The sequence below is a fragment of the Pseudomonas sp. NPDC096917 genome (assembly GCF_044762555.1).
Lineage (GTDB): Bacteria > Pseudomonadota > Gammaproteobacteria > Pseudomonadales > Pseudomonadaceae > Aquipseudomonas.
Genome location: NZ_JBIWEO010000009.1, coordinates 83027 through 104810 on the forward strand (window position 1 = coordinate 83027; position 21784 = coordinate 104810).

21 protein-coding genes and 1 pseudogene are annotated in these 21784 nt (G+C 56.6%); 4 read left to right on the plus strand and 18 right to left on the minus strand.

Going from position 1 to position 21784, the window contains the following annotated elements; all coding sequences use genetic code 11:
• Nucleotides 1–158: 158 nt before the first annotated feature.
• The 3 genes from clpB to rluD form a co-directional block, all read right to left on the minus strand.
• Complete coding sequence (gene clpB, locus ACIQYF_RS12320; protein WP_402861565.1) at nucleotides 159–2726, minus strand: ATP-dependent chaperone ClpB; 2568 nt, start codon at nucleotides 2724–2726, stop codon at nucleotides 159–161.
• A 120-nt stretch (nucleotides 2727–2846) separates the two neighbouring features.
• Nucleotides 2847–3581, minus strand: coding sequence for a peptidoglycan editing factor PgeF (gene pgeF / locus ACIQYF_RS12325; RefSeq protein WP_402861568.1), 735 nt, complete (start codon nucleotides 3579–3581; stop codon nucleotides 2847–2849).
• Nucleotides 3578–4540 carry a 23S rRNA pseudouridine(1911/1915/1917) synthase RluD gene (rluD, locus tag ACIQYF_RS12330; RefSeq protein WP_402861571.1) on the minus strand — a complete coding sequence of 321 codons (963 nt, stop codon included), beginning with the start codon at nucleotides 4538–4540 and terminating at the stop codon, nucleotides 3578–3580. Before rluD ends, pgeF begins: the two co-directional genes overlap by 4 nt.
• A gap of 148 nt (nucleotides 4541–4688) precedes the next feature.
• Between rluD and ACIQYF_RS12335 the strand changes: the two genes are divergently transcribed.
• Entirely contained in the window at nucleotides 4689–5702 is a 1014-nt protein-coding gene (locus ACIQYF_RS12335; RefSeq protein WP_402861575.1) for an outer membrane protein assembly factor BamD, read from the plus strand.
• A 118-nt stretch (nucleotides 5703–5820) separates the two neighbouring features.
• The gene (locus ACIQYF_RS12340; RefSeq protein ID WP_402861578.1) at nucleotides 5821–6051 is read left to right on the plus strand and encodes a PP0621 family protein; all 231 of its coding nucleotides are present in this window, start codon (nucleotides 5821–5823) and stop codon (nucleotides 6049–6051) included.
• Between the two features lie 221 nt (nucleotides 6052–6272).
• On the opposite strand, the gene thiO is transcribed toward ACIQYF_RS12340, so the two are convergent.
• The 5 genes and pseudogenes from thiO to pilV all read right to left on the minus strand — a co-directional run bounded on the left by thiO (nucleotide 6273) and on the right by pilV (nucleotide 9509).
• Nucleotides 6273–7373 (minus strand): glycine oxidase ThiO, encoded by a 1101-nt coding sequence (gene thiO, locus ACIQYF_RS12345; protein ID WP_402861581.1) that lies wholly within the window; start codon nucleotides 7371–7373, stop codon nucleotides 6273–6275.
• Between the two features lie 33 nt (nucleotides 7374–7406).
• A pseudogene (locus ACIQYF_RS12350) lies at nucleotides 7407–7807 on the minus strand (type IV pilin protein).
• A 10-nt stretch (nucleotides 7808–7817) separates the two neighbouring features.
• Nucleotides 7818–8357, minus strand: coding sequence for a PilX N-terminal domain-containing pilus assembly protein (locus ACIQYF_RS12355; RefSeq protein ID WP_402861584.1), 540 nt, complete (start codon nucleotides 8355–8357; stop codon nucleotides 7818–7820).
• A gap of 7 nt (nucleotides 8358–8364) precedes the next feature.
• A complete protein-coding gene (locus tag ACIQYF_RS12360) occupies nucleotides 8365–9060 on the minus strand; it encodes a PilW family protein (protein ID WP_402861587.1) in 696 nt (231 codons plus the stop codon).
• Entirely contained in the window at nucleotides 9057–9509 is a 453-nt protein-coding gene (gene pilV / locus ACIQYF_RS12365; protein WP_402861590.1) for a type IV pilus modification protein PilV, read from the minus strand. Before pilV ends, ACIQYF_RS12360 begins: the two co-directional genes overlap by 4 nt.
• Before the next feature lie 227 nt (nucleotides 9510–9736).
• On the opposite strand from pilV, the gene ACIQYF_RS12370 reads away from it, so the two are divergent.
• Nucleotides 9737–10282: a GspH/FimT family pseudopilin gene (locus tag ACIQYF_RS12370; protein ID WP_402861593.1), complete on the plus strand. Its 546-nt coding sequence runs from the start codon at nucleotides 9737–9739 to the stop codon at nucleotides 10280–10282.
• Here ACIQYF_RS12370 and ispH read toward each other — a convergent pair.
• From ispH to murJ, 6 genes are all read right to left on the minus strand, one after another.
• Nucleotides 10279–11226 (minus strand): 4-hydroxy-3-methylbut-2-enyl diphosphate reductase, encoded by a 948-nt coding sequence (ispH, locus tag ACIQYF_RS12375; RefSeq protein WP_402861596.1) that lies wholly within the window; start codon nucleotides 11224–11226, stop codon nucleotides 10279–10281. The two genes, ACIQYF_RS12370 and ispH, sit on opposite strands and share 4 nt — an antisense overlap.
• Before the next feature lie 65 nt (nucleotides 11227–11291).
• Entirely contained in the window at nucleotides 11292–11729 is a 438-nt protein-coding gene (fkpB, locus tag ACIQYF_RS12380) for an FKBP-type peptidyl-prolyl cis-trans isomerase (protein ID WP_402861599.1), read from the minus strand.
• Nucleotides 11722–12240 (minus strand): signal peptidase II, encoded by a 519-nt coding sequence (gene lspA, locus ACIQYF_RS12385; protein ID WP_402861602.1) that lies wholly within the window; start codon nucleotides 12238–12240, stop codon nucleotides 11722–11724. Before lspA ends, fkpB begins: the two co-directional genes overlap by 8 nt.
• Nucleotides 12233–15064 carry an isoleucine--tRNA ligase gene (ileS, locus tag ACIQYF_RS12390; RefSeq protein WP_402861605.1) on the minus strand — a complete coding sequence of 944 codons (2832 nt, stop codon included), beginning with the start codon at nucleotides 15062–15064 and terminating at the stop codon, nucleotides 12233–12235. Before ileS ends, lspA begins: the two co-directional genes overlap by 8 nt.
• Nucleotides 15061–16011, minus strand: coding sequence for a bifunctional riboflavin kinase/FAD synthetase (ribF, locus tag ACIQYF_RS12395; protein WP_402861608.1), 951 nt, complete (start codon nucleotides 16009–16011; stop codon nucleotides 15061–15063). Before ribF ends, ileS begins: the two co-directional genes overlap by 4 nt.
• Nucleotides 16012–16129: 118 nt before the next feature.
• A complete protein-coding gene (gene murJ, locus ACIQYF_RS12400) occupies nucleotides 16130–17668 on the minus strand; it encodes a murein biosynthesis integral membrane protein MurJ (RefSeq protein WP_402861611.1) in 1539 nt (512 codons plus the stop codon).
• Nucleotides 17669–17918: 250 nt separating this feature from the next.
• Here murJ and rpsT point away from each other — a divergent pair, with 250 nt between their 5' ends.
• On the plus strand, nucleotides 17919–18197 hold the full coding sequence (rpsT, locus tag ACIQYF_RS12405) for a 30S ribosomal protein S20 (RefSeq protein WP_003443902.1): 279 nt from the start codon (nucleotides 17919–17921) through the stop codon (nucleotides 18195–18197).
• 174 nt (nucleotides 18198–18371) lie between these two features.
• Here rpsT and ACIQYF_RS12410 read toward each other — a convergent pair whose 3' ends face one another.
• From ACIQYF_RS12410 to rpmA, 4 genes are all read right to left on the minus strand, one after another.
• A complete protein-coding gene (locus ACIQYF_RS12410; protein ID WP_402861615.1) occupies nucleotides 18372–18833 on the minus strand; it encodes a CreA family protein in 462 nt (153 codons plus the stop codon).
• 14 nt (nucleotides 18834–18847) lie between these two features.
• A complete protein-coding gene (gene proB, locus ACIQYF_RS12415; RefSeq protein ID WP_402861952.1) occupies nucleotides 18848–19966 on the minus strand; it encodes a glutamate 5-kinase in 1119 nt (372 codons plus the stop codon).
• A gap of 124 nt (nucleotides 19967–20090) precedes the next feature.
• Nucleotides 20091–21317 carry an Obg family GTPase CgtA gene (cgtA, locus tag ACIQYF_RS12420; protein ID WP_402861618.1) on the minus strand — a complete coding sequence of 409 codons (1227 nt, stop codon included), beginning with the start codon at nucleotides 21315–21317 and terminating at the stop codon, nucleotides 20091–20093.
• 197 nt (nucleotides 21318–21514) lie between these two features.
• Nucleotides 21515–21784, minus strand: a 270-nt coding sequence (rpmA, locus tag ACIQYF_RS12425) for a 50S ribosomal protein L27 (RefSeq protein ID WP_402861621.1), incomplete at its 5' end; no start/stop codon positions are given.

Below are 21784 nucleotides of genomic sequence, written 5' to 3' on the forward strand. Positions count from 1 at the left end.
TTTAGCTCTTCTAGCGGGCTTCTTGGTTTGGGCCAAGTTGCCGTTGCGGGTGACTTACTGCGGGGCGCATCTTACAAGCGTTTTCCTTATAGATCAACACCCTAAATAAAAAAAGGCCTCGCAAAGCGAGGCCTTCCTTAAAACACGGTACTTGAGCCTTATGCGAAGACGATTTCGTCGTCTTTCACGGTGGCTACAACCGTTGTGCCCGGCAAGAACTGACCCGACAGAATCAGTTGTGCCAGAGGGTTTTCGATCCAGCGCTGGATCGCACGTTTGAGTGGCCGTGCGCCATATACCGGGTCGTAACCCACAGCGATCAACTTGTCCAACGCCTCCTGACTCAGTTCAAGGCTCAGGTCACGCTCAGCCAGACGGCTGCGCAGACGGCCCAATTGGATCTCGGCAATGCCAGCGATCTGATCACGAGCCAGAGGTTCGAAGATCACGACTTCATCAATCCGGTTCACAAACTCCGGACGGAAGTGCGTACTCACCGCATCCATCACCGCAGCGCGTTGTGCTTCGCGATCGCCTACCAGTTCCTGGATCTGTGCAGAGCCCAGGTTGGAGGTCATCACAATCACTGTGTTGCGGAAGTCCACTGTGCGGCCATGGCTGTCAGTCAAACGACCGTCTTCAAGCACTTGCAGCAACACGTTGAACACATCCGGATGAGCCTTCTCGACTTCATCCAGCAGAATCACCGAGTAAGGCTTACGCCGTACTGCTTCGGTCAAGTAACCGCCTTCTTCGTAGCCCACATAGCCTGGTGGCGCACCAATCAGTCGAGCCACGGAATGTTTCTCCATGAACTCGGACATGTCGATCCGTACCATCGCCTCTTCAGTATCAAAGAGGAACTCGGCCAGCGCCTTGCACAACTCGGTTTTACCCACACCGGTTGGGCCCAGGAACATGAACGAGCCGCTTGGGCGATTCGGGTCACTCAAGCCTGCACGAGAACGGCGGACGGCGTTGGACACGGCCACCACGGCCTCGTCCTGACCAATGACGCGTTCATGCAGCAAGCTTTCCATCTTCATCAGCTTGTCGCGCTCGCCTTCGAGCATTTTCGACACCGGAATACCGGTCCACTTCGAAACGACTTCGGCGATCTCCTCTTCGGTCACTTTGCTGCGCAACAACTGGTTCTCAGTTTTGTTGCTGTGCTCGTCGACCATTTGCAGGCTGCGCTCCAGATCGGGAATCACCCCATACTGCAACTCGGCCATGCGGTTGAGGTTGCCGCTGCGGCGTGCCACTTCAAGTTCTTGGCGAGCCTGCTCGATCTTTTGCTGGATCTGGGCAGAACCCTGCACTTCGGCTTTTTCCGAGGTCCAGATTTCTTCCAGGTCGGAATACTCGCGCTCATGGCGCTCGATTTCTTCCTGCAATTTCTCGAGACGTTTTTTCGCCGCCTCATCTTCTTCTTTCTTCAGCGCCTGGGCTTCAACCTTCAGTTGAATCAAGCGGCGCTCAAGACGATCCAGTACTTCCGGCTTGGAATCGATCTCCATACGGATGCGGCTGGCCGCTTCGTCCATCAGGTCGATCGCCTTGTCAGGCAACTGCCGATCGGTGATGTAGCGATGGCTGAGTTTGACCGCCGCAATGATCGCACCGTCGGTGATCGCCACCTTGTGGTGCACTTCATAACGCTCTTTCAACCCTCGCAAAATCGCAATGGTGTCTTCTTCGCTCGGCTCATCGACCAGCACTTTCTGGAAACGGCGCTCAAGCGCTGCGTCCTTCTCTATATATTGGCGGTATTCGTTGAGCGTGGTCGCACCGACACAATGCAGCTCGCCTCGGGCCAGAGCTGGTTTGAGCATGTTGCCCGCATCCATGGCGCCCTCACCTTTACCGGCACCGACCATAACGTGCAGTTCGTCGATAAACAGGATCACTTGCCCTTCCTGTTTCGACAGCTCGTTAAGCACCGCTTTCAGACGCTCTTCGAACTCACCCCGGAACTTGGCACCCGCAATCAGCGCACCAATGTCCAGCGACAGCAAGCGCTTGCCTTTCAGACCATCCGGCACTTCGCCATTAATGATCCGTTGCGCCAGACCTTCGGCAATCGCCGTTTTACCCACACCAGGCTCACCGATCAGTACCGGGTTGTTTTTGGTGCGGCGCTGCAAGACCTGAATGGTGCGACGAATTTCATCGTCACGCCCAATCACCGGGTCGAGCTTGCCTTCTTCGGCGCGCTTGGTCAGGTCGATGGTGTATTTATCCAGCGCCTGACGCGACTCTTCGACGTTGGGGTCATTGACCGCTTCGCCACCGCGCAAGTTATTGATGGCATTTTCCAGGGCTTTTTTGCTCACGCCCTGCCCCAGCAACAATTTGCCCAGCTTGCTGTTATCGTCCATCGCGGCCAGCAAGACCACTTCACTGGTGATGTACTGGTCGCCTTTTTGCTGCGCCAAACGATCCGCCTGATTCAACAGACGCGCCAAATCCTGCGACATATTCACGTCGCCGGTCGGATTCTGAATTTTAGGCAGCTGGTCCAGCTCTTTGGTCAGTTCTTTACGCAGGCTATTTACATCAAAACCCACTTGCATCAGCAGTGGCTTGATCGAACCGCCCTGCTGTTCCAGCAATGCCTGCATCAAGTGCGCCGGTTCAATGGCCGGATGGTCAAGACCGACGGCCAATGACTGAGCATCGGACAACGCCAATTGCAACTTGCTGGTTAATCTATCTATACGCATTAGTCACCTTCCTTATGAGCAGGCCGGAGGGATGGAAACTCCTGAATGAAGAAACCTGCCAGATACCTTAGTAGATGCGGGCGACTTCGAAAGTTTCAAGCGTAGAGAAAATGATGCAAGTCAACTGGCCGGGGGTTCGATCCAGATCAGTGATGCGAAACGGCCAGTACGAGGACTGCGCCGGTAGGAGAAGAACCGCGGATCGGTGACGGTGCAAAAGCCACCGCCATAAACCGCAGTGATGCCGAAACGGGCCAGGCGCAGGCGCGCCAGTTCATAGATATCGGCCATATAGCGGCCTTCATTGACGCTGGGAACAAATGCCGCAGCCGCCTGGGGTAGATCGTCTACAAAGACGCCCCGTACCTCACGCCCGACTTCGAAGGCCTTGGGGCCAATGGCCGGGCCAAGCCAGACCAGGATGTCTTGAGGCTCAACATTGAGGCTTTGCGCGGCCGCTTCAAGCACGCCAGCCGCCAGCCCGCGCCAACCGGCATGGGCTGCCGCGACACGCGTGCCCGCACGATCACAGAACAGCGCTGGCAAACAGTCGGCCGTCATCACCGTGCAGGCAATGCCGGGCGTTGCCGTCCAGCTCGCGTCAGCTTCGCCGATGTGTTGAGGATTGGCAGGTGCGACCACAACCCCGTGAACCTGGCTGAGCCAAGCGGGTTGCACGTCAAAAATATGGGTCAAGCGTTGGCGGTTATGTGCAACGGCGAGGCGGTCGTCGCCCACATGGTCGCCCAGATTGAAGCTGTCGAACGGCGCCAGACTGACGCCGCCCGCACGGGTGGTCACACAGGCCCTGACGCCTGCCGGCGCAGGCCAGTCAGGAATCAGGAAGGTGTTCATCCGATGAAAGCCTCACGGTCTTGCTTGAGTAGCGTCAGCAACCAGACAAAATCGTCCGGAAGTGGCGATTCCCAGCTCATGCGCTTACCGGTCGTCGGATGGTCCAACTCGAGGAAGCGCGCATGCAAAGCCTGACGCGGGAAGTTTTTAAGGGATTCGATCATGGTCACACTGGCCGCCGGCGGGATACGGAAGCGACCGCCGTAGGCAGGGTCTCCGACCAACGGGAAGTTAATGTGCGACATATGCACACGAATCTGGTGCGTTCGCCCGGTTTCCAGCTTGACCCGCACATGGGTGTGGGAACGGAAACGTTCAAGCACGCGGTAATGACTCACCGCCTGCTTGCCGCCTTCCATGACCGCCATGCGCTGGCGCTGCTGGCCGTGACGGCCGATGGGCGCGTTGATCTTGCCCCCGGCGGTAACGACACCGATCACAATGCATTCATAGATACGGCTGACACTGCGACTCTGCAACTGAGTAACCAGTTGTGTCTGCGCCTGGATGGTCTTGGCGACCACCATCAGACCAGTGGTGTCTTTATCGAGGCGATGCACGATCCCCGCACGCGGCACATTGACGATGTCCGGCACGTGGTGCAGCAAGGCATTGAGCAAAGTACCGTCAGCATGCCCGGCAGCCGGATGAACCACCAGGCCCGCGGGCTTGTTGATCACCAGGATGTCATCGTCTTCGTAAACGATATCCAGGGGAATGTCTTGGGCGACCCATTCACCCTGGGCTTCCTGCTCTGCAGTCAGCTCCAGGATGGCACCACCGTGCACGATGTCACGGGGGCGGATAACGGCTCCGTCCACTGTCAGGCGGCCGTCTTTGATCCAGGCGGAAAGGCGCGAGCGCGAGTGCTCAGCGAATAATTGTGCAGCGACTTGATCGAGGCGTTGGCCACCCAGTTCGGACGGCACCTCTTCGCGAAGTTGAATTTTCTCGGACATGCTCATCAGGACCGCGCCAAGCCTTTGGTTTCGGCTGCGCGCTTGTGGTTAAATACGGCGTCTTTTGCCCCGAGGCTTTTCACGGGGCGCTCATCATAACAGGACGGACCCGCCCAAGACAGCGGCCGTCATAGGGACGCAAGCCGCCATGCAAGTGAGACACCTGCTGCTGATCGCCATCCTCGCATTGACCGCCGCTTGCTCGTCGACAAAAGAAGTCGTTGACGAAAACTTGAGCGAAGTCGAGCTGTACCAGCAGGCGCAGGCCGACCTGGATAACCACAGCTATACCAGTGCTACCGCCAAACTGAAGGCTCTAGAGTCGCGCTATCCGTTCGGTCGCTATGCCGACCAGGCCCAGCTCGAACTGATCTACGCCAACTACAAGAACTCTGAACCAGAGGCTGCCAAGTCCGCAGCCGAGCGCTTCATTCGTCTGCACCCGCAGCATCCAAACGTCGACTACGCCTATTACCTCAAGGGCCTGACCTCGTTTGACCAGGACGTTGGCCTGTTGGCGCGCTTCCTGCCGCTGGACATGACCAAGCGCGACCCTGGCGCTGCACGTGACTCGTATAACGAGTTCGCCCAGCTCACCAGCCGCTTCCCTAATAGCCGTTACGCACCTGATGCCAAGCAACGCATGATTTACCTGCGCAACCTGCTGGCATCGTATGAAATCCATGTAGCCGATTACTACCTGACCCGTCAGGCTTACGTAGCGGCGGCCAACCGTGGTCGTTATGTGGTTGAAAACTTCCAGGAAACCCCTTCGGTCGGTGACGGCCTGGCGGTAATGGTTGAGGCCTACCAGCGCATGCACCTCGACCAACTGGCCGAAACCAGCCTCGAAGTGTTGAAAACCAACTACCCGAACCACCCTAGCCTGGTTGATGGTCAGTTCGTGCCACAGGTTTCCGATGCGGACAACCGCTCGTGGCTGAGCAAGGCCACCCTGGGCCTGATCGAGTCCAGCACACCGCTGCCACCGGGCGAAACCCGCGCCAACCTGGACATCCAGAAGCAATATCAAGATGCCAAGGATGCCATTCCGGCAGAGCTCAAGCCTAAAGATGCTGATGGCAACATCATCGAAGCACCTGAGGCAGAAGGCAAAAGCCGCTCCTGGTTCAGCTACATGACCCTGGGCTTGTTCGACTGATTGTTCAGCCCTGCAAAAAGAGCTCTTCGGAGCTCTTTTTTTGGTCTGTGATTTGTTGCTGTGCGCCCGCCAAGTCCTTGGCTAAACTGGCTCATCTTTTCTTGAATAGCGGATAACCATGCTTCGTTTACTGATCTGGGCTGCACTGATTGCTGCGGGCGTGTGGTTTTGGCGCAAATACAAAGCCAGCATTCAGGCAACCAAAAAACCGGTTGATCCTGGCGCGCAGCCAATGGTGCGTTGCGTCCATTGTGGCGTCCATTTACCGCGTGATCGCGCACTCAGCAGACAACAAGATTGGTTTTGCAGCCAAGAGCACTTGGAGCAAGGGCCAAAGCCTCGGGCTTAGCGTCTCTGTGGCCAGATAGATGCTCGACGCCCTATTTAAGCGAACATGCCCCCTTACAAGAGCGCAATGCTGTTCATTTAAGTGAAAGCGGATCTTGTAGGAGCGAGCTTGCCTCGCGATCTTTTGATCGTTAAAAGATCGAGAGGCAGGCTCGCTCATACAGGCTTCAAGTGTTCGCGCACCTTTAAGCCAGCGTTAAAGATGACTTTCTACCCTGGCAATCAAATCCGTCCCGCGGGCGCATAAGGCGCCGGGTCAATGATCGGTTCACGCCCCAGCAGCAAGTCAGCGAACAACTGGCAAGACGCCGGAGCCAGTACCAGACCGTTACGGTAGTGCCCGCAGTTGAGCCACAATCCGTCATAGCCTGAAACCCGGCCAATGTACGGAATACCTTCCGGGGAGCCAGGCCGCAAGCCCGCCCAATGCCCCACCACTTCAGCATCTGCCAAGGCCGGGATAAGTTCTATTGCCGAAGCTTTAAGGCTCTCCAGGGCGACATCTGTCGGGGATTTGTCGAAGCCTTCGTGCTCAAGTGTGCTGCCAATCAAGATATGCCCGTCGCGGCGCGGAATCGCATAGCGGCCTTTTGCCAAGACCATGCACGACAAGAAATCAGACGCACACTTGTACAAAATCATCTGCCCTTTAACAGGCGCCACCGGCAGTTCAATTCCCAGCCCAGCCAGCAACTCACCACTCCACGCGCCAGCCGACAACACCACGTGATGACCGCGAATCTCACCTTGTGCAGTATTTACACCGGCAATTTTATTACCCTCGCGGACAAACCCCTGAACTTCGCATTGCTCATGGATCGTGACATTCGGCATGGCTTGCAGCGCGGCTTTCAACGATTTTACGAGGCGCGGATTACGCACGTTGGCCACATCAGCCATATAGATCGCCTGCGAGTAGCCACCGCCCAATACCGGTACAGCCCGTTCAACGGCCGAAATTTCAACAGAACTCAGTGGTCGACCTTCGCGCTGAGCCCACGCCAGCGCTTGCTCTTCGTCTTCAAGGTCTAACCAGTACAAACCGGTGGTGTGTACCTCTGGATCCACATGGGTAGTGGTAAACAGTTGCTCAGCCAACTGTGGATAAAAATCCTGCGACCAATGGGCCAGCGCGGTGACTGCTGGACTGTAACGCCAAGGGTAGAGTGGCGAAACAATCCCGCCACCCGCCCATGAGGACTCCTGCCCAACGCCGCTGCGATCCAGCAACACCACATGTTCAACCTCTGCCGCGAGGTTAAATGCCGTCAGCAACCCAATAACACCACCGCCTACAATTACCACTCGTTGTTGCTTAGCCATCTATCAACTCAGCTCAAAAATGAAAATTAATCGTTAGCGCCCCCAACACTGCTGCACTGTCAGGTCCGGAGCGGCATCTGTATTGGCTGCCAGGCCTGTGTGGCTCAACGTGTAGTTGCCACAGGCGTCGCCGGCCATTGTCGAGCCTTCTTTACGTGTGGCCGTTAGCAAAAAGGCCTGATCGGCGAGCGCATGGGTAATCAGGTAGTGCTGATTACCCCGGCTGATATTTTCCGCCCCCCTGTATAAACCTTTTTTGTATAAAAACGCTCAAGACTTTGGGATTGCTCCGACAACAACATAACGATTTGAGCGCGATGGCTGCGCTTCATCGAGTCGCTATACATCGGATACACGAAAGCGCCAAGGAAACCGATGATCGAAACCACGATCATGAGCTCCAGCAACGTGAAACCTGCTCCAAATCGATACATTCAGCCATCCTCACTGTATTTGCCGCCACATGATTCTTCGAAACTGCTGGCGTATGGGTTCCTCTTCGTTGCCCAGCGGCGGGTAGCGCGCATAAATGCTCTCAAGCACAGTACGCGATGGCCCGCGCAGACCAACGGCGGTAATTCGGTATAAATGGGCAGACGCAATACCCGGCAAGTGAGCGGGCGTTAGGCCGACCCCCAAACTCTGGAGGCCGTACAACCCATCAGTGCCCCCACGCCAGAGCACTCCAGAGACCGGGTCAAGCCCAGGCGAAATTTGAGTGCGGGCAGATAACGGCGGCATGCACCGAGCAACGGTGTTGCAGGCAAATAGTCCCGACCACTCAACCTGTACCTGAGATTCGCCCAGCCGCAGCCCTGTTTCGCCCGCTTGCAATGACTGGTTGGCCAGCCAGACGCTGCCGGCCATTTTTTCTTGTTGAACGGCACTCTGTAGAGAAGAAAGTCCGATCAGGCTGAGTAACAACAGAAAGGTCAGGCAAACCACTAGCGCCATGCCTGATTGCTTGCGCGCAAAACTACTCATCAGTCACCTACCCCAGACGATTACGCAGTGCGACAACCACGTGGTAAGACTGATCCCTGATTCGCGCCTTGGGGTCTTGCAACGTCAGTGCAATTTTCACGCTGCGAATACTGGCCAAACTGACAGGGCTCTCCTCGTAACGTTGAACCGACTGCCCTGCAGCTGAACTGGCCATACCAAAACTCACGTCAAACGCCGCTACGTTGTCCAGCAGTACCGTTTTGCCAGTCCCTGTTTTCAACTGCCCATTTTCAAACCAGTAAATGATGCGCCGCAGTGCAAAGCCTGTCTCGCCAGGCGCCAAAGGCAGATGCTGCCCTGCATAAGCCTGCGCAGAGCGTGTGCAGTCAGACACCACGGTCCAATCGGGCTTTGTCCCCTGCGGCCCAACATCCGCACTGATAAACCTCCACGACCTTGAGCCTGCCGCCCCTTGCCAGGAGATGGGCGTTGTAAAAACCAAGGGCGCATCGATAATGCTGTCGGGCGCAATGCAGCCGAACATGCCCACCATTCGAATTTCCTGGGCGATTTTGCTCAATACAAAACGCGCGTCTTCTTGCGCAACCGCAGCGGAATACTGCGCGAGGTAAGTCTGGCGCGCGCCCAAGAACACCTGAGTGGCACCCAACACCAATAACACCCCTAACGCCAACGCGAGCATGAGTTCTGTCAGGCCAAATCCAGCATTCGAGTGTTTCATGACGCCCCTTGCGTGGCATCAGCCGAAAGCTGGCTGGTCAGAGTGAAGGTTTGAAGAAAGCCCGCTTCCTTGCTGGCGCGCGAGTCGTCCCACTCCAGGGTGATAGCAACCTGACGCCCGCTGATAGCGATGCGGCCATTGGCACTTTCCCCCCCGAACTGACGAATGTCGCGCTTGAAATCACTCAAGTCCTGGCCCAGCGCACTGCTCAGGCCTATACCGCCACTGCCGGAGAAGCTGTAATCGGCGGCGGCATTGGCGCGAATCCGGTCCAGCATGGCGTAGGCAATAAAGCTGGCCTGTGTGGTCATCAATGCACTGTCGGTGTGTTTGAGTGCATTCAGCTGTACCGCTGCTGCGCCTAACAATCCACTCGCCAGAATGACCGCCGCGACCAGCACCTCGATCAAGGTCATTCCGTTCTGCAGGTTTTTATCGGATCGAATCATGTGCGCCTCTCCCTGGCATTCATTCAACGGCACGTCCTGTGCCGACATGCCAAAAGCCTAGCGCTGCAGGCACGCCCCACCTGTAGGAACAGGCTGGTAAAACGGATGGATTCTTCACTTGCCTGAGTGCGCTAAAACCTCGCATTACGGCCTAAATAGGATGAAACAGTTGCCGGGGATGACCACCCGACAGATGCGCTATACCTCTTGAAGCGCAAGGATTGCGCATGGATACGTCCAGGGAGGACGCCGTGTATCAACAAGGTATAGGCCTTATCCAGTTGCTGTTTACGCTAGCGATTGTTGCAATTACCGCTCAATTTGCAGGCCCGGCTTACAACGCTTTGGTTGAGCAGCAGCGACGCCAGGTAACGGCCGAGCAATTAACCAACAGTCTGCGCAACGCGCGGACTGAGGCATTGATACGGCATCAGTATGTGGTGGTGCATGCACTGGGCGAAGACTGGGGAAAAGGCTGGCGGATTATTCTGGACGTGAGTGGCAAGGGCCATCTCGATCAGAGCAACCCGGTATTGGCCGAAAAGCAAGGCAACACGCATATACCGATTGCCGGTAATACGCCGGTCAAACATTACGTTCGGTTTAACCCGCTGGGTGAACCGTTATTAAGCGCGGGGGCATTTCAGGCGGGGACACTGCATATTTGCCAAACCGAAACCGCGCTGAGCCACTACCAGGTGGTGCTCGCCAAGAGTGGCCGCATTAGCCTGCGCAGCGATCAGGCTGCGCAGGCGCTGTGCGGCCTGGCTTAAATCAGAGAGCGAACGCGCAGTTCTTTAGGCATGGAGAACGTAATGTTCTCTTCGCGACCAGCCAGCTCGTCTGCGCCGGTGGCACCCCAAGCGTGCAACTGCTGAATCACTCCACGCACCAGCACTTCAGGCGCCGAAGCCCCTGCCGTGATACCAATGCGCTCGACACCGTCGAACCAGCTTTTTTGCAGGTCTTCGGCACCATCGATCAGGTAGGCAGGCGTGGCCATGCGCTCGGCCAGCTCACGCAAACGGTTGGAGTTGGAGCTGTTCGGACTGCCCACGACCAATACCACATCGGACTCGTCGGCCAGTTGCTTGACCGCGTCCTGACGGTTTTGCGTGGCGTAGCAGATGTCATCCTTGCGCGGGCCGCCAATGGCCGGGAAGCGCGAGCGCAGCGCGTCGATCACACGGCTGGTGTCGTCCATCGACAACGTGGTCTGGGTCACAAACGCCAGTTTTTCCGGGTTGTTGACGCGCAGATTGGCGACATCTTTTTCGTCTTCGACCAAGTAAATAGCACCACCATTACTGCCGTCGTACTGGCCCATGGTGCCTTCCACTTCCGGGTGACCGGCGTGGCCAATCAGGATGCACTCACGACCGTCACGGCTGTAACGCGCGACTTCGATGTGCACCTTGGTCACCAGCGGACAGGTGGCATCGAACACTTTAAGCCCGCGGCCCGCTGCTTCGGTACGCACAGCCTGGGACACGCCATGAGCACTGAAAATAACAATGACATCATCCGGTACTTGATCAAGCTCTTCGACAAAGATCGCGCCACGGGAGCGCAGGTCTTCAACGACAAATTTGTTGTGCACCACTTCGTGGCGAACATAGATAGGCGGACCGAAGACTTCCAGAGCGCGATTGACGATTTCAATCGCTCGGTCCACCCCAGCGCAGAAGCCACGGGGGTTGGCGAGTTTGATATGCATGCTAGGCCTCGTGGGTCGTGCAGAAAAATAGTGCCAATCAGGCCCGGCACGCGCCGGGCACTGAACTACAGCGCTTTAACGTCTTTGATTTCTACGTCGAAGGTCAGGGTTTTACCTGACAATGGATGGTTGAAATCGATGGTCACTTGTTCGTCGTCAAACGCTTTGACCACACCCGGCAGCTCGGTGTTGGCCGCGTCATTGAAGATCACCAGCAAGCCTTCGGACAAGTCCATGTCTTTGAACTGCGAACGAGCAATAATCTGCACGTTTTGCGGGTTAGGCTGGCCGAACGCGTTTTCTGGAAGGATCTCCAGCGTGCGTTTGTCGCCCGCCTTGAAGCCGAACAAAGCGGCTTCAAAACCAGGCAACAGGCTGCCATCACCCACCTTGAAGGTGGCCGGGGATTTGTCGAACGTGCTGTCGACGGTGTCGCCATTCTCCAGGCGCAAAGCGAAATGCAGAGTGACTTCCGTGTTCTGGCCAATACGTTGCTCAGTCATGAGCCGGTTCTCCAGACTTTTTACTTTTAAACATATCCAGTGCCAGCATCACAGCACCAACACAAATCGCGCTGTCGGCGAAGTTGAAGGCAGGGAAATACCAGCGGTTTTGCCAATGCACCAGAATGAAATCAACGACATGACCATAAACAATGCGGTCATACAGGTTGCCCAATGCACCGCCCAAAATCAGCGCCAGCGCAATTGCCAACCACGTGTCATTACGTCCAAGGCGCTTGAGCCAGACAATCAACACCGTACTGACCACTATCGCGATCACGGCGAAAAGCCAACGTTGCCAGCCAGCACTGTCAGCCAAAAAACTGAAGGCTGCGCCCGTGTTGTAAGCCAGCGTCCAGCTGAACAGATCGGGGATGATCACGATCTGCTGGTACATCTGCAACGCGTTGTCGAAATAGACCTTGCTGGTCAGGTCAATGACCAGGACCAGCACAGTCAACCAGAGCCAGCCCAGGCGCCCGAAGCGCCCGGCAGTGCTGGTATTAGGCATAGTGACGTACCTCGCCGGTGCCGCTGATGTTGTCGACGCAACGACCGCAGATTTGCGGATGCTCCGGGTTCACGCCGACGTCTTCACGGCAATGCCAGCAGCGTGCGCACTTGGCGTAGGCCGACTTGACCACTTTGAGCTTGAGGCCAGCGACTTCAGTGACCACGGCATCAGCCGGCGCTTGCGCAAATGGCGCGACGCTGGCGGTCGAGGTAATCAGTACAAAGCGCAGTTCGTTGCTCAGCTTGGACAGATCGGTTGCCAGGTCATCTTCGGCAAACAAGGTGACTTCAGCCTGCAAGTTGCCGCCAATGGCTTTGGCCGCGCGCAGGTTTTCCATCTCTTTGTTAACCGCAACCTTGACCGCCATGATCCGCTCCCAGTAGGCGCGGTCCAGCTCGGTGCCTTCCGGCAACTCGCTCAGGCCTTCATACCAGGTGTTGAGCATGACAGATTCGTTACGCTCGCCCGGCAGGTATTGCCACAGTTCGTCGGCGGTGAAAGCCAGGATCGGAGCGATCCAGCGCACCAGTGCTTCGCAGATATGGAACAGCGCGGTCTGGCACGAACGACGGGCCTTGCTGTCGGCGCCAGTGGTGTACTGACGGTCCTTGATGATGTCGAGGTAGAAACCACCCAGCTCCTGCACGCAGAAGTTGTGCACTTTGGAGTACACGTTCCAGAAGCGGTATTCGCCGTAATGCAGTTCCAGCTCACGTTGCAGCAGCAATGCACGGTCTACAGCCCAACGGTCCAGTGCCAGCATTTCATCGGCAGGCAGCAGGTCAGTGGCCGGGTTGAAACCGGTCAGGTTGGAAAGCAGGAAGCGCGCGGTGTTACGGATACGCCGATAGGCGTCTGCACTGCGTTGCAGGATCTGGTCAGACACCGCGATTTCGCCCGAGTAGTCGGTCGAAGCCACCCACAGACGCATGATGTCAGCGCCCAGAGTGTCGTTGACCTTTTGCGGTGCAATCACGTTGCCCAACGATTTGGACATTTTGCGACCAGCTTCATCCACGGTGAAACCGTGAGTCAGCAGTTCGCGGTACGGCGCGTGGTTGTCAATGGCGCAGCCGGTCAGCAACGAAGAGTGGAACCAGCCACGGTGCTGGTCGGAACCCTCGAGGTACAGATCGGCGCGCGGGCCGGTCTCGTGACCCATCGGGTGCGAACCGCGCAGCACGTGCCAATGCGTCGTACCGGAGTCGAACCACACGTCCAGGGTGTCGCTAATTTTGTCGTACAGCGGAGCTTCGTCGCCCAGCAACTCGGCAGCGTCCATTTTGAACCAAGCTTCGATGCCATCGACTTCAACGCGCTTGGCCACTTCTTCCATCATCTCGACGGTACGAGGGTGCAGCTCACCGCTTTCCTTGTGCAGGAAGAACGGAATTGGCACGCCCCAGTTACGCTGACGCGAGATGCACCAGTCAGGACGGTTGGCGATCATCGAGTGCAGGCGCGCCTGGCCCCAGGCCGGAACGAACTGAGTGTCTTCGATCGCCTGAAGTGCGCGAGTCCGCAAGGTGTCGCCAGTCGTCGGCTCTTTATCCATGCCGATAAACCACTGCGCGGTAGCACGGTAGATCAGCGGCGTTTTGTGGCGCCAGCAGTGCATGTAGCTGTGGTTGATGGTTTCGGTGAACATCAGCGCGCCGACTTCGATCAGCTTGTCGATGATGCTCTGGTTGGCCTTCCAGATGAACTGGCCACCGAAGAATTCCAATGACGGCACATACACACCGTTGCTTTGAACCGGGTTGATAATGTCGTCGTTGACCATGCCATAGGCTTTGCATGTCACGAAGTCGTCAACGCCGTAAGCCGGTGCGGAGTGAACCACGCCAGTGCCCGCGCCCAGTTCAACGTACTCAGCCAGATACACAGGCGACAGACGATCGTAGAACGGATGACGGAAGTTGATCAGTTCCAGTGCCGAACCGGTGGTGGTCGCGATCACTGAACCTTGCAGGTTGTAACGGGCCAGACTGGATTCGACCAGCTCTTCTGCCAGCACCAACAGTTTGTCGCCCACGTCGACCAGCGCGTAGGTGAATTCCGGGTGCACGTTAAGCGCCTGGTTAGCCGGGATGGTCCACGGGGTGGTGGTCCAGATCACGATCGATGCCGGTTTGCTCAGCGCTGCCAGGCCAAAGGCTTCGGCCAGCTTGGCTTCATCTGCAACCGGGAAGGCAACGTCGATGGCCGCAGACTTTTTGTCCTGATACTCGACTTCTGCTTCAGCCAGGGCCGAACCGCAGTCGAAACACCAGTTCACAGGCTTCAAGCCTTTAAACACGAAACCGCCTTTGACGATTTCAGCCAAAGCGCGGATTTCACCGGCTTCGTTTTTGAAGTCCATGGTTTTGTACGGGTTGGCAAAGTCGCCCAGTACACCCAGACGGATGAACTCGGACTTCTGGCCTTCGATCTGCTCGGTTGCGTACGCACGGCACAGCTCGCGGGTTTTATCCGCTGGCAGGTTTTTACCGTGAGTCACTTCAACCTTGTGCTCAATCGGCAGGCCGTGGCAGTCCCAGCCCGGCACGTACGGCGCATCGAAACCCGACAGGGTTTTCGAACGCACGATCATGTCTTTCAGGATTTTGTTGAGCGCATGACCGATGTGAATCGTGCCGTTGGCGTATGGAGGACCGTCGTGAAGTACGAACTTCGGACGATCCTTGCCAATCTCGCGCAACTTCCCGTACAGGCCAATGCTGTCCCAGCGCTGCAAAATTTGCGGTTCGCGCTGTGGCAGGCCGGCCTTCATTGGGAAGGCTGTGTCCGGAAGGTTTAGCGTGGCTTTGTAGTCGGTCATTTCAGGCTCTTTTTAAGCGGTTGACCCAGCCAAAAGGCTCGGGCGGCGGCGACGTCCGCATTGATCGCCGTCTTGAGCGCCTCCAGAGAGGCAAAACGCTGCTCATCACGCAGCTTGTGGTGGAATGCCACGGTCAAACGCTGGCCGTACAAATCGCCAGCGAAATCCAATAGATGTACTTCAAGATGGGCGTTGCCATCTCCTGCTACGGTCGGCCGGACGCCAATATTAGCGACACCGGGCCAGGTTTTTCCGTCAATCTCAACGCTGACCAGGTACACACCCGTCAACGGAACACGACGTCGCTTCAGCTGGATATTGGCCGTTGGCGTGCCCAACTGGCGCGCCAGTTTTTGGCCGTGCAATACCCGGCCCGCGATTTGAAACGGACGCCCCAGCAAACGTTCTGCCAAGGAGAAATCAGCGCTGGCCAAGGCATCACGCACCTTCGTGCTGCTGATGCGAACGCCATCAAGCTCAACGGTTTGCGCAGCTTCGACGGTAAAGTCCTGCATGACGCCCGCTTGTTGCAGGAAGTCAAAATCACCCACCCGGTCGCAACCAAAACGGAAATCGTCACCGACCTCCAGGTGTTTCACACCGAGGCCGTCGACCAGAATCGTGTCGACGAATTCGGCAGCGCTGAGTTTGCACAAGCGTTGATTGAACGCCAGGCACAGCACCCGATCAACCCCTGCGTCAGCCAACAGCTGCAGCTTGTCGCGCAGGCGAGCCAGACGCGCCGGGGCGGTCTCGGGGGCAAAGAATTCGCGCGGCTGCGGCTCAAAAATCACCACGCAGCTGGGCACGCCCAACTCCAGTGCACGTTCACGCAGTCGCTCCAGAATTGCCTGGTGACCACGGTGTACACCGTCAAAGTTGCCAATAGTGGCGACACAGCCCCGATGTTGGGGCCGCAGATTGTGAAGGCCTCGAACCAGCTGCATAACGCGCTTCTTGATCATAAAGTGGCCGATTATAACCACACCCAGCCCGTGACGACAGGCAACAGCGCAAGGCAAATCAGGTCAAATCGACAAAATCGACGTTTGACCGCAATTTTCCTTACATCAGAGACTTGCGGGCGAAATCCTTCAAACGCAAGCCCAACAGCAATAACATGCCGAAATAAGCCAGCACCCCCGCGACAACCAAACCACCCAGACGCATAAAGCGCTCAAGCATATGGCCGTGATCCCACGCTGGCATCAGCTGCATCAACCCAATCAATACCGCCGACATCACGGCGACCGCCAGCACCAACTTGAACAGGTACGGGGTCCAGCCCGGCTGGGGGATATACAGCTTCTGCTTGTGCAACTGCCAGAACAACAGACCGGCGTTGATACACGCGCCGACGCTAATGGCCAAGGCCAGGCCCGCATGCTGCAACGGCACAATAAAAACCAGGTTGAGCAATTGCGTGACTACCAAGGTGAACACTGCAATTTTTACGGGCGTGCGGATGTTTTGCTGGGCATAAAAACCGGGCGCCAGCACTTTGATCAGAATCAGCCCGAGCAACCCCACCGAGTACGCCACCAGCGCGCGCTGGGTCATGGCCGCATCCAGCGCACTGAACTCACCGTACTGAAACAGCGACACGGTCAGCGGCTCAGCCAGAATCGCCAAGGCCAGTGCACACGGCAACACCAGCACAAAGCACAGGCGCAGCCCCCAATCGAGAATCCTTGAGTACTCCTGGCGGTCTTTACTGGCGTAGGTCTTGGACAGCGTCGGCAGCAGGATTGTGCCCAACGCCACGCCCAGCACGCCCGACGGCAACTCCATCAAACGGTCTGCGTAGTACATCCATGACACCGATCCGGCCACCAGAAAAGAGGCAAAAATCGTGTTGATGATCAGGGAAATCTGACTGACCGAGACCCCCAGAATGGCTGGCAGCATCTGTTTCATCACTCGCCAAACGCCTGTATCACGCAGATTGAGGCGCGGCAGCACCAGCATCCCGATTTTTTTCAGGTGCGGCAGTTGAAACAGCAATTGCGCCAAGCCACCGGCCAGCACCGCCCAACCCAACGCCATGACAGGCGGGTCAAAGTAGGGGGTCAGGAACAGGGTAAAAATGATCATGCTGACGTTAAGTAACGTCGGCACAAACGCTGGCACCGAGAAGCGGTTCCAGGTATTGAGGATGGCCCCCGCCAGCGATGACAAGGAGATCAGCAATATATAAGGAAAGGTCACCCGCAACATGCCGGAGGTGAGCTGGAATTTCTCCGGGGTGGTGGCAAACCCCGGCGCTGTGGCCCAGATCACCCAAGGCGCGGCAAGCATCCCCAGAATCGTTACGATTGCCAGCACCAAGGTCAGCAAGCCGGCGACGTAAGCCACAAATGTGCGCGTTGCCTCTTCACCTTGCTGGCTTTTGTATTCAGCTAAAATCGGTACAAAAGCTTGAGAAAACGCGCCCTCGGCGAAAATACGACGCAGCAGATTGGGTAATTTAAACGCAATAAAGAACGCATCCGTAGCCATTCCGGCGCCAAACGTGCGCGCAATAATGGTGTCGCGTACAAAGCCCAAAACCCTTGAAATCATGGTGATAGAGCTGACGGCAGCTAACGATTTGAGCAAATTCATTGAAAGAGTTTTTGCCTTAAGAGAAAGAGCAGGCGTACAAAGCGCCCACTTATGCGATACTGCGCGCCGCAACAGCACAGAGCCAAGCTCGCGAGTTTACAGGTCAAGCGCCGGAAATAAATCTCCCGTCTCCCTCGATCAACCACTCAGCGGATCGTATCAATCGCCCTTGACAAGAGTTGTCGTCATCGGCATGATTCGCGGCCTATTTTGTTTGTTAATTCCCAAAAGTCTTTCGAGGAGCTCGACGGTGGCCAACACACCTTCCGCCAAAAAACGTGCAAAACAGGCTGAGAAGCGTCGCAGCCACAACGCCAGCCTGCGTTCCATGGTTCGTACCTACATCAAGAATGTAGTAAAAGCCATCGACGCAAAAGACGCTGCTAAAGCTCAAGCTGCTTATGTTCTGGCTGTTCCTGTTATCGACCGTATGGCCGATAAAGGCATCATCCACAAGAACAAAGCCGCTCGTCATAAGAGCCGCCTGAATGGCCACGTCAAGGCGTTGAACCTTGCGACTGCTGCTTAAGCGATAAGCTTTTTAAAAAACCGACCTCAGGGTCGGTTTTTTATTGCCTGCGATTTAATGACAACACAACAACAGCCGCAGCCGCTCCGAAGCAACGACTACAAAAGCACTACCCCACACGCATAAAAAAGCTGCGATCGGGACGAGCCCGTCGCAGCTTTTTATTAAGCCCTATTACTGCTGCGGCCACGGCAGAATCGGAATGGCGGTCACCGCATTCTGCGGGCCGCCTTCGATCAGGCGGTCGCTATACACCAGGTACACCAGCGTATTGCGCTTCTTGTCGAGGAATCGTACAACCTGCATGGTTTTGAAGACCAACGAGGTACGCTCCTTGAACACCTCCTCACCATCCTTCAAGTCACCCTTAAACGTGATCGGGCCGGTCTGGCGGCACGCCAGAGAAGCCTCCGCGCGATCTTCAGCCAAACCCAAGCCACCTTTCATGCCGCCAGTCTTGGCACGCGACAAGTAACAGGTCACGCCTTCAACCTTAGGATCATCAAACGCCTCGACCACAATGCGGTCGTTCGGCCCAACAAATTTGAACACGGTCGAGACCGTGCCAATTTCCTCGGCAGAGGCCAGCAATGGCACCGCCAAGATCAAACCCAACAGACCGCTTATCAAGCGCATGCAACACCTCAGTTTCAAACCAGAATCAGGTTATCGCGATGAACCAGTTCAGGCTCCGCCATGTAACCCAGCAAACTGACAATCGCTTCTGACGATTGCCCAATGATTTTTTGCGCCTCAGCAGCACTGTAGTTGGCCAGGCCACGGGCAATTTCCCGCCCGTCCGGTGCCACACACACCACCATCTCGCCACGACGGAAGCCGCCTTGCACCGACTTGACACCAACGGGCAACAAGCTTTTGTGCCCTTGAGACAACGCAGTCACGGCGCCATCATCCAGCACCAAGGTGCCGCGAGTCTGCAAGTGCCCAGCCAGCCACTGCTTGCGCGCTGCCAACATGCCACGCTCAGGCGACAGCAACGTCCCAAGACGCTCACCCGCCTTCAGGCGATCCAGCACACGCTCCAGACGACCGCCGACGATAATTGTATGCGCCCCTGAACGCGCAGCCAGGCGCGCCGCACGCAACTTGGTCTGCATGCCGCCACGACCGAGCGCACCGCCCGTCCCGCCCGCGACCGCATCCAGCGCCGGATCATCAGCACGCGCTTCGTAGATCATCCTGGCATCGGGGTTGTTACGCGGGTCAGCATCAAACATGCCGTCGCGGTCAGTCAGGATCACCAACAAGTCAGCCTCGACCAGGTTAGCCACCAGCGCCGCCAACGTATCGTTATCACCAAAACGAATTTCATCGGTGACCACAGTGTCATTCTCATTGATAACAGGGATCACACCCAGCTCAACCAGAGTACGCAAGGTGCTACGGGCATTGAGGTAACGCTTGCGATCAGACAGGTCATCATGAGTCAGCAGAATCTGCGCCGTGTGCCGCGAGTGCTCAGCAAAGCTCGACTCCCAGGCCTGCACCAAGCCCATCTGACCGATGGCAGCCGCCGCTTGCAGTTCGTGCATCGCACTGGGCCGAACCGACCAGCCCAAGCGACTCATCCCGGCGGCAACTGCCCCCGAAGACACCAGCACCAACTCGACGCCCGCCTCATGCAAGGCCACCATCTGCTCAACCCAAACACCCATTGCTGCTCGATCCAGGCCCTTGCCATCCGCCGTCAGCAATGCACTGCCGATCTTAACGACCCAACGCTGCGCACCTGTCACCTTGCTCCGCATCATCATCCAACCTATGCCTGAGAGCAGCGCGACCGAGCGCCACCCATGGATTTATTCTTGATTACCGTTTCACAGATACCAAAACGCCGCTCAATTGAGCGGCGCTGTAGTTTACTGCAACGAATCAGTCGCGGACGTAAATGATTTCCGGACCATCTTCGTCATCAACATCTTCTTCGTCCCAATCATCATCACCGATGTCGTGGACGCTCTTCACGCCGCTGCGACGCAGGGCACGCTGATCATCCAGCGCTTGCAGCTGTGCACGCGCTTCGTCTTCGATACGCTGATCAAGCTCGGCCAACTCTTCTTTATAAGCCGGGTCATTGGCCAGACGGTCAGCACGATCTTCAAGATAGCGCATGATGTCGTGGCACAGCTTGTCGGTACCGATTTTGGCAATCGCCGAAATCACGTACACAGGACCGGTCCACTCAAGACGATCAACCACTTCCTTAACGCGAGCGTCGTGCTCTTCCTGCGGCAACGAATCGCACTTGTTCAGCACCAACCAACGATCACGCTCAGCCAATGCAGGACTGAATTTGGTCAGTTCGTTAACGATGACTTCAGCGGTATCAGCAGCGCTGTCAGTGCCCTCAACAGGCGCCATGTCCACGAGGTGCAACAGCAAGCGAGTACGCGCCAAGTGCTTGAGGAAGCGAATCCCCAGACCCGCGCCATCCGAAGCACCTTCGATCAAGCCCGGAATGTCGGCAATCACGAAGCTCTTCCAGCGGTCGACACTGACTACACCCAGGTTTGGCACCAAGGTCGTGAACGGGTAATCCGCCACTTTTGGCTTGGCTGCAGATACCGCACGAATAAAGGTACTTTTGCCTGCGTTCGGCAAGCCCAGCAGACCCACGTCTGCCAGCACTTTCAATTCCAGCTTGAGATCACGCTGCTCACCCGGCTTGCCCGGAGTGGTCTGGCGTGGAGCACGGTTGGTGCTGGATTTGAAGCGAGTGTTACCCAAGCCGTGCCAGCCGCCATGCACCACCAGCAAACGCTGGCCCGCTTTCGTCAGGTCACCAATGACTTCTTGCGTACCGGCGTCAATCACCGTGGTGCCGACCGGCACACGCAGAACCAGGTCTTCACCCTTGCGACCCGTGCAATCAGTGCTGCCACCGTTAGAACCACGCTGCGCGTCAAAGTGACGGGTGTAGCGGTAATCAACCAGGGTATTGAGGTTTTCGTCGGCGATCATGTAGATCGAGCCGCCATCACCACCATCACCACCGTTCGGACCACCATTTTCGATGAACTTCTCACGACGGAAACTCATGCAACCGTTACCACCGTCGCCTGCTTTTACTTTGATCGATACTTCATCTACAAACTTCATAACAAAACACGCCTCTCGTCATCAGGACGAGCCGATAAAAACCAAGACATAAGACTCTTGCAAAAATGAGCGCAGCGACCTCAATCAACGACCGTTAAATCCAGCGCCAACAGCCCATACAAACAGTTTTGCAAGAGACTCACCCCACAAACGAAAAAGCCCCGTCGCAAGACAGGGCTCTTCCAGCTACCAAGCTTTTACGCTGCGACGACTTCAGTCTTCGGAACGATGCTTACGTAGCGGCGACCGAAGGCGCCCTTAACCTGGAACTTGATCACGCCTTCCACTTTCGCGAACAGGGTGTGATCCTTGCCCATACCAACGCCGTAGCCAGCGTGGAATTGGGTGCCGCGCTGACGCACGATGATGTTGCCCGGAATGATAGCCTGGCCGCCATACATCTTCACGCCAAGGCGTTTGGCTTCTGAGTCGCGACCGTTACGGGTACTACCACCAGCTTTTTTGTG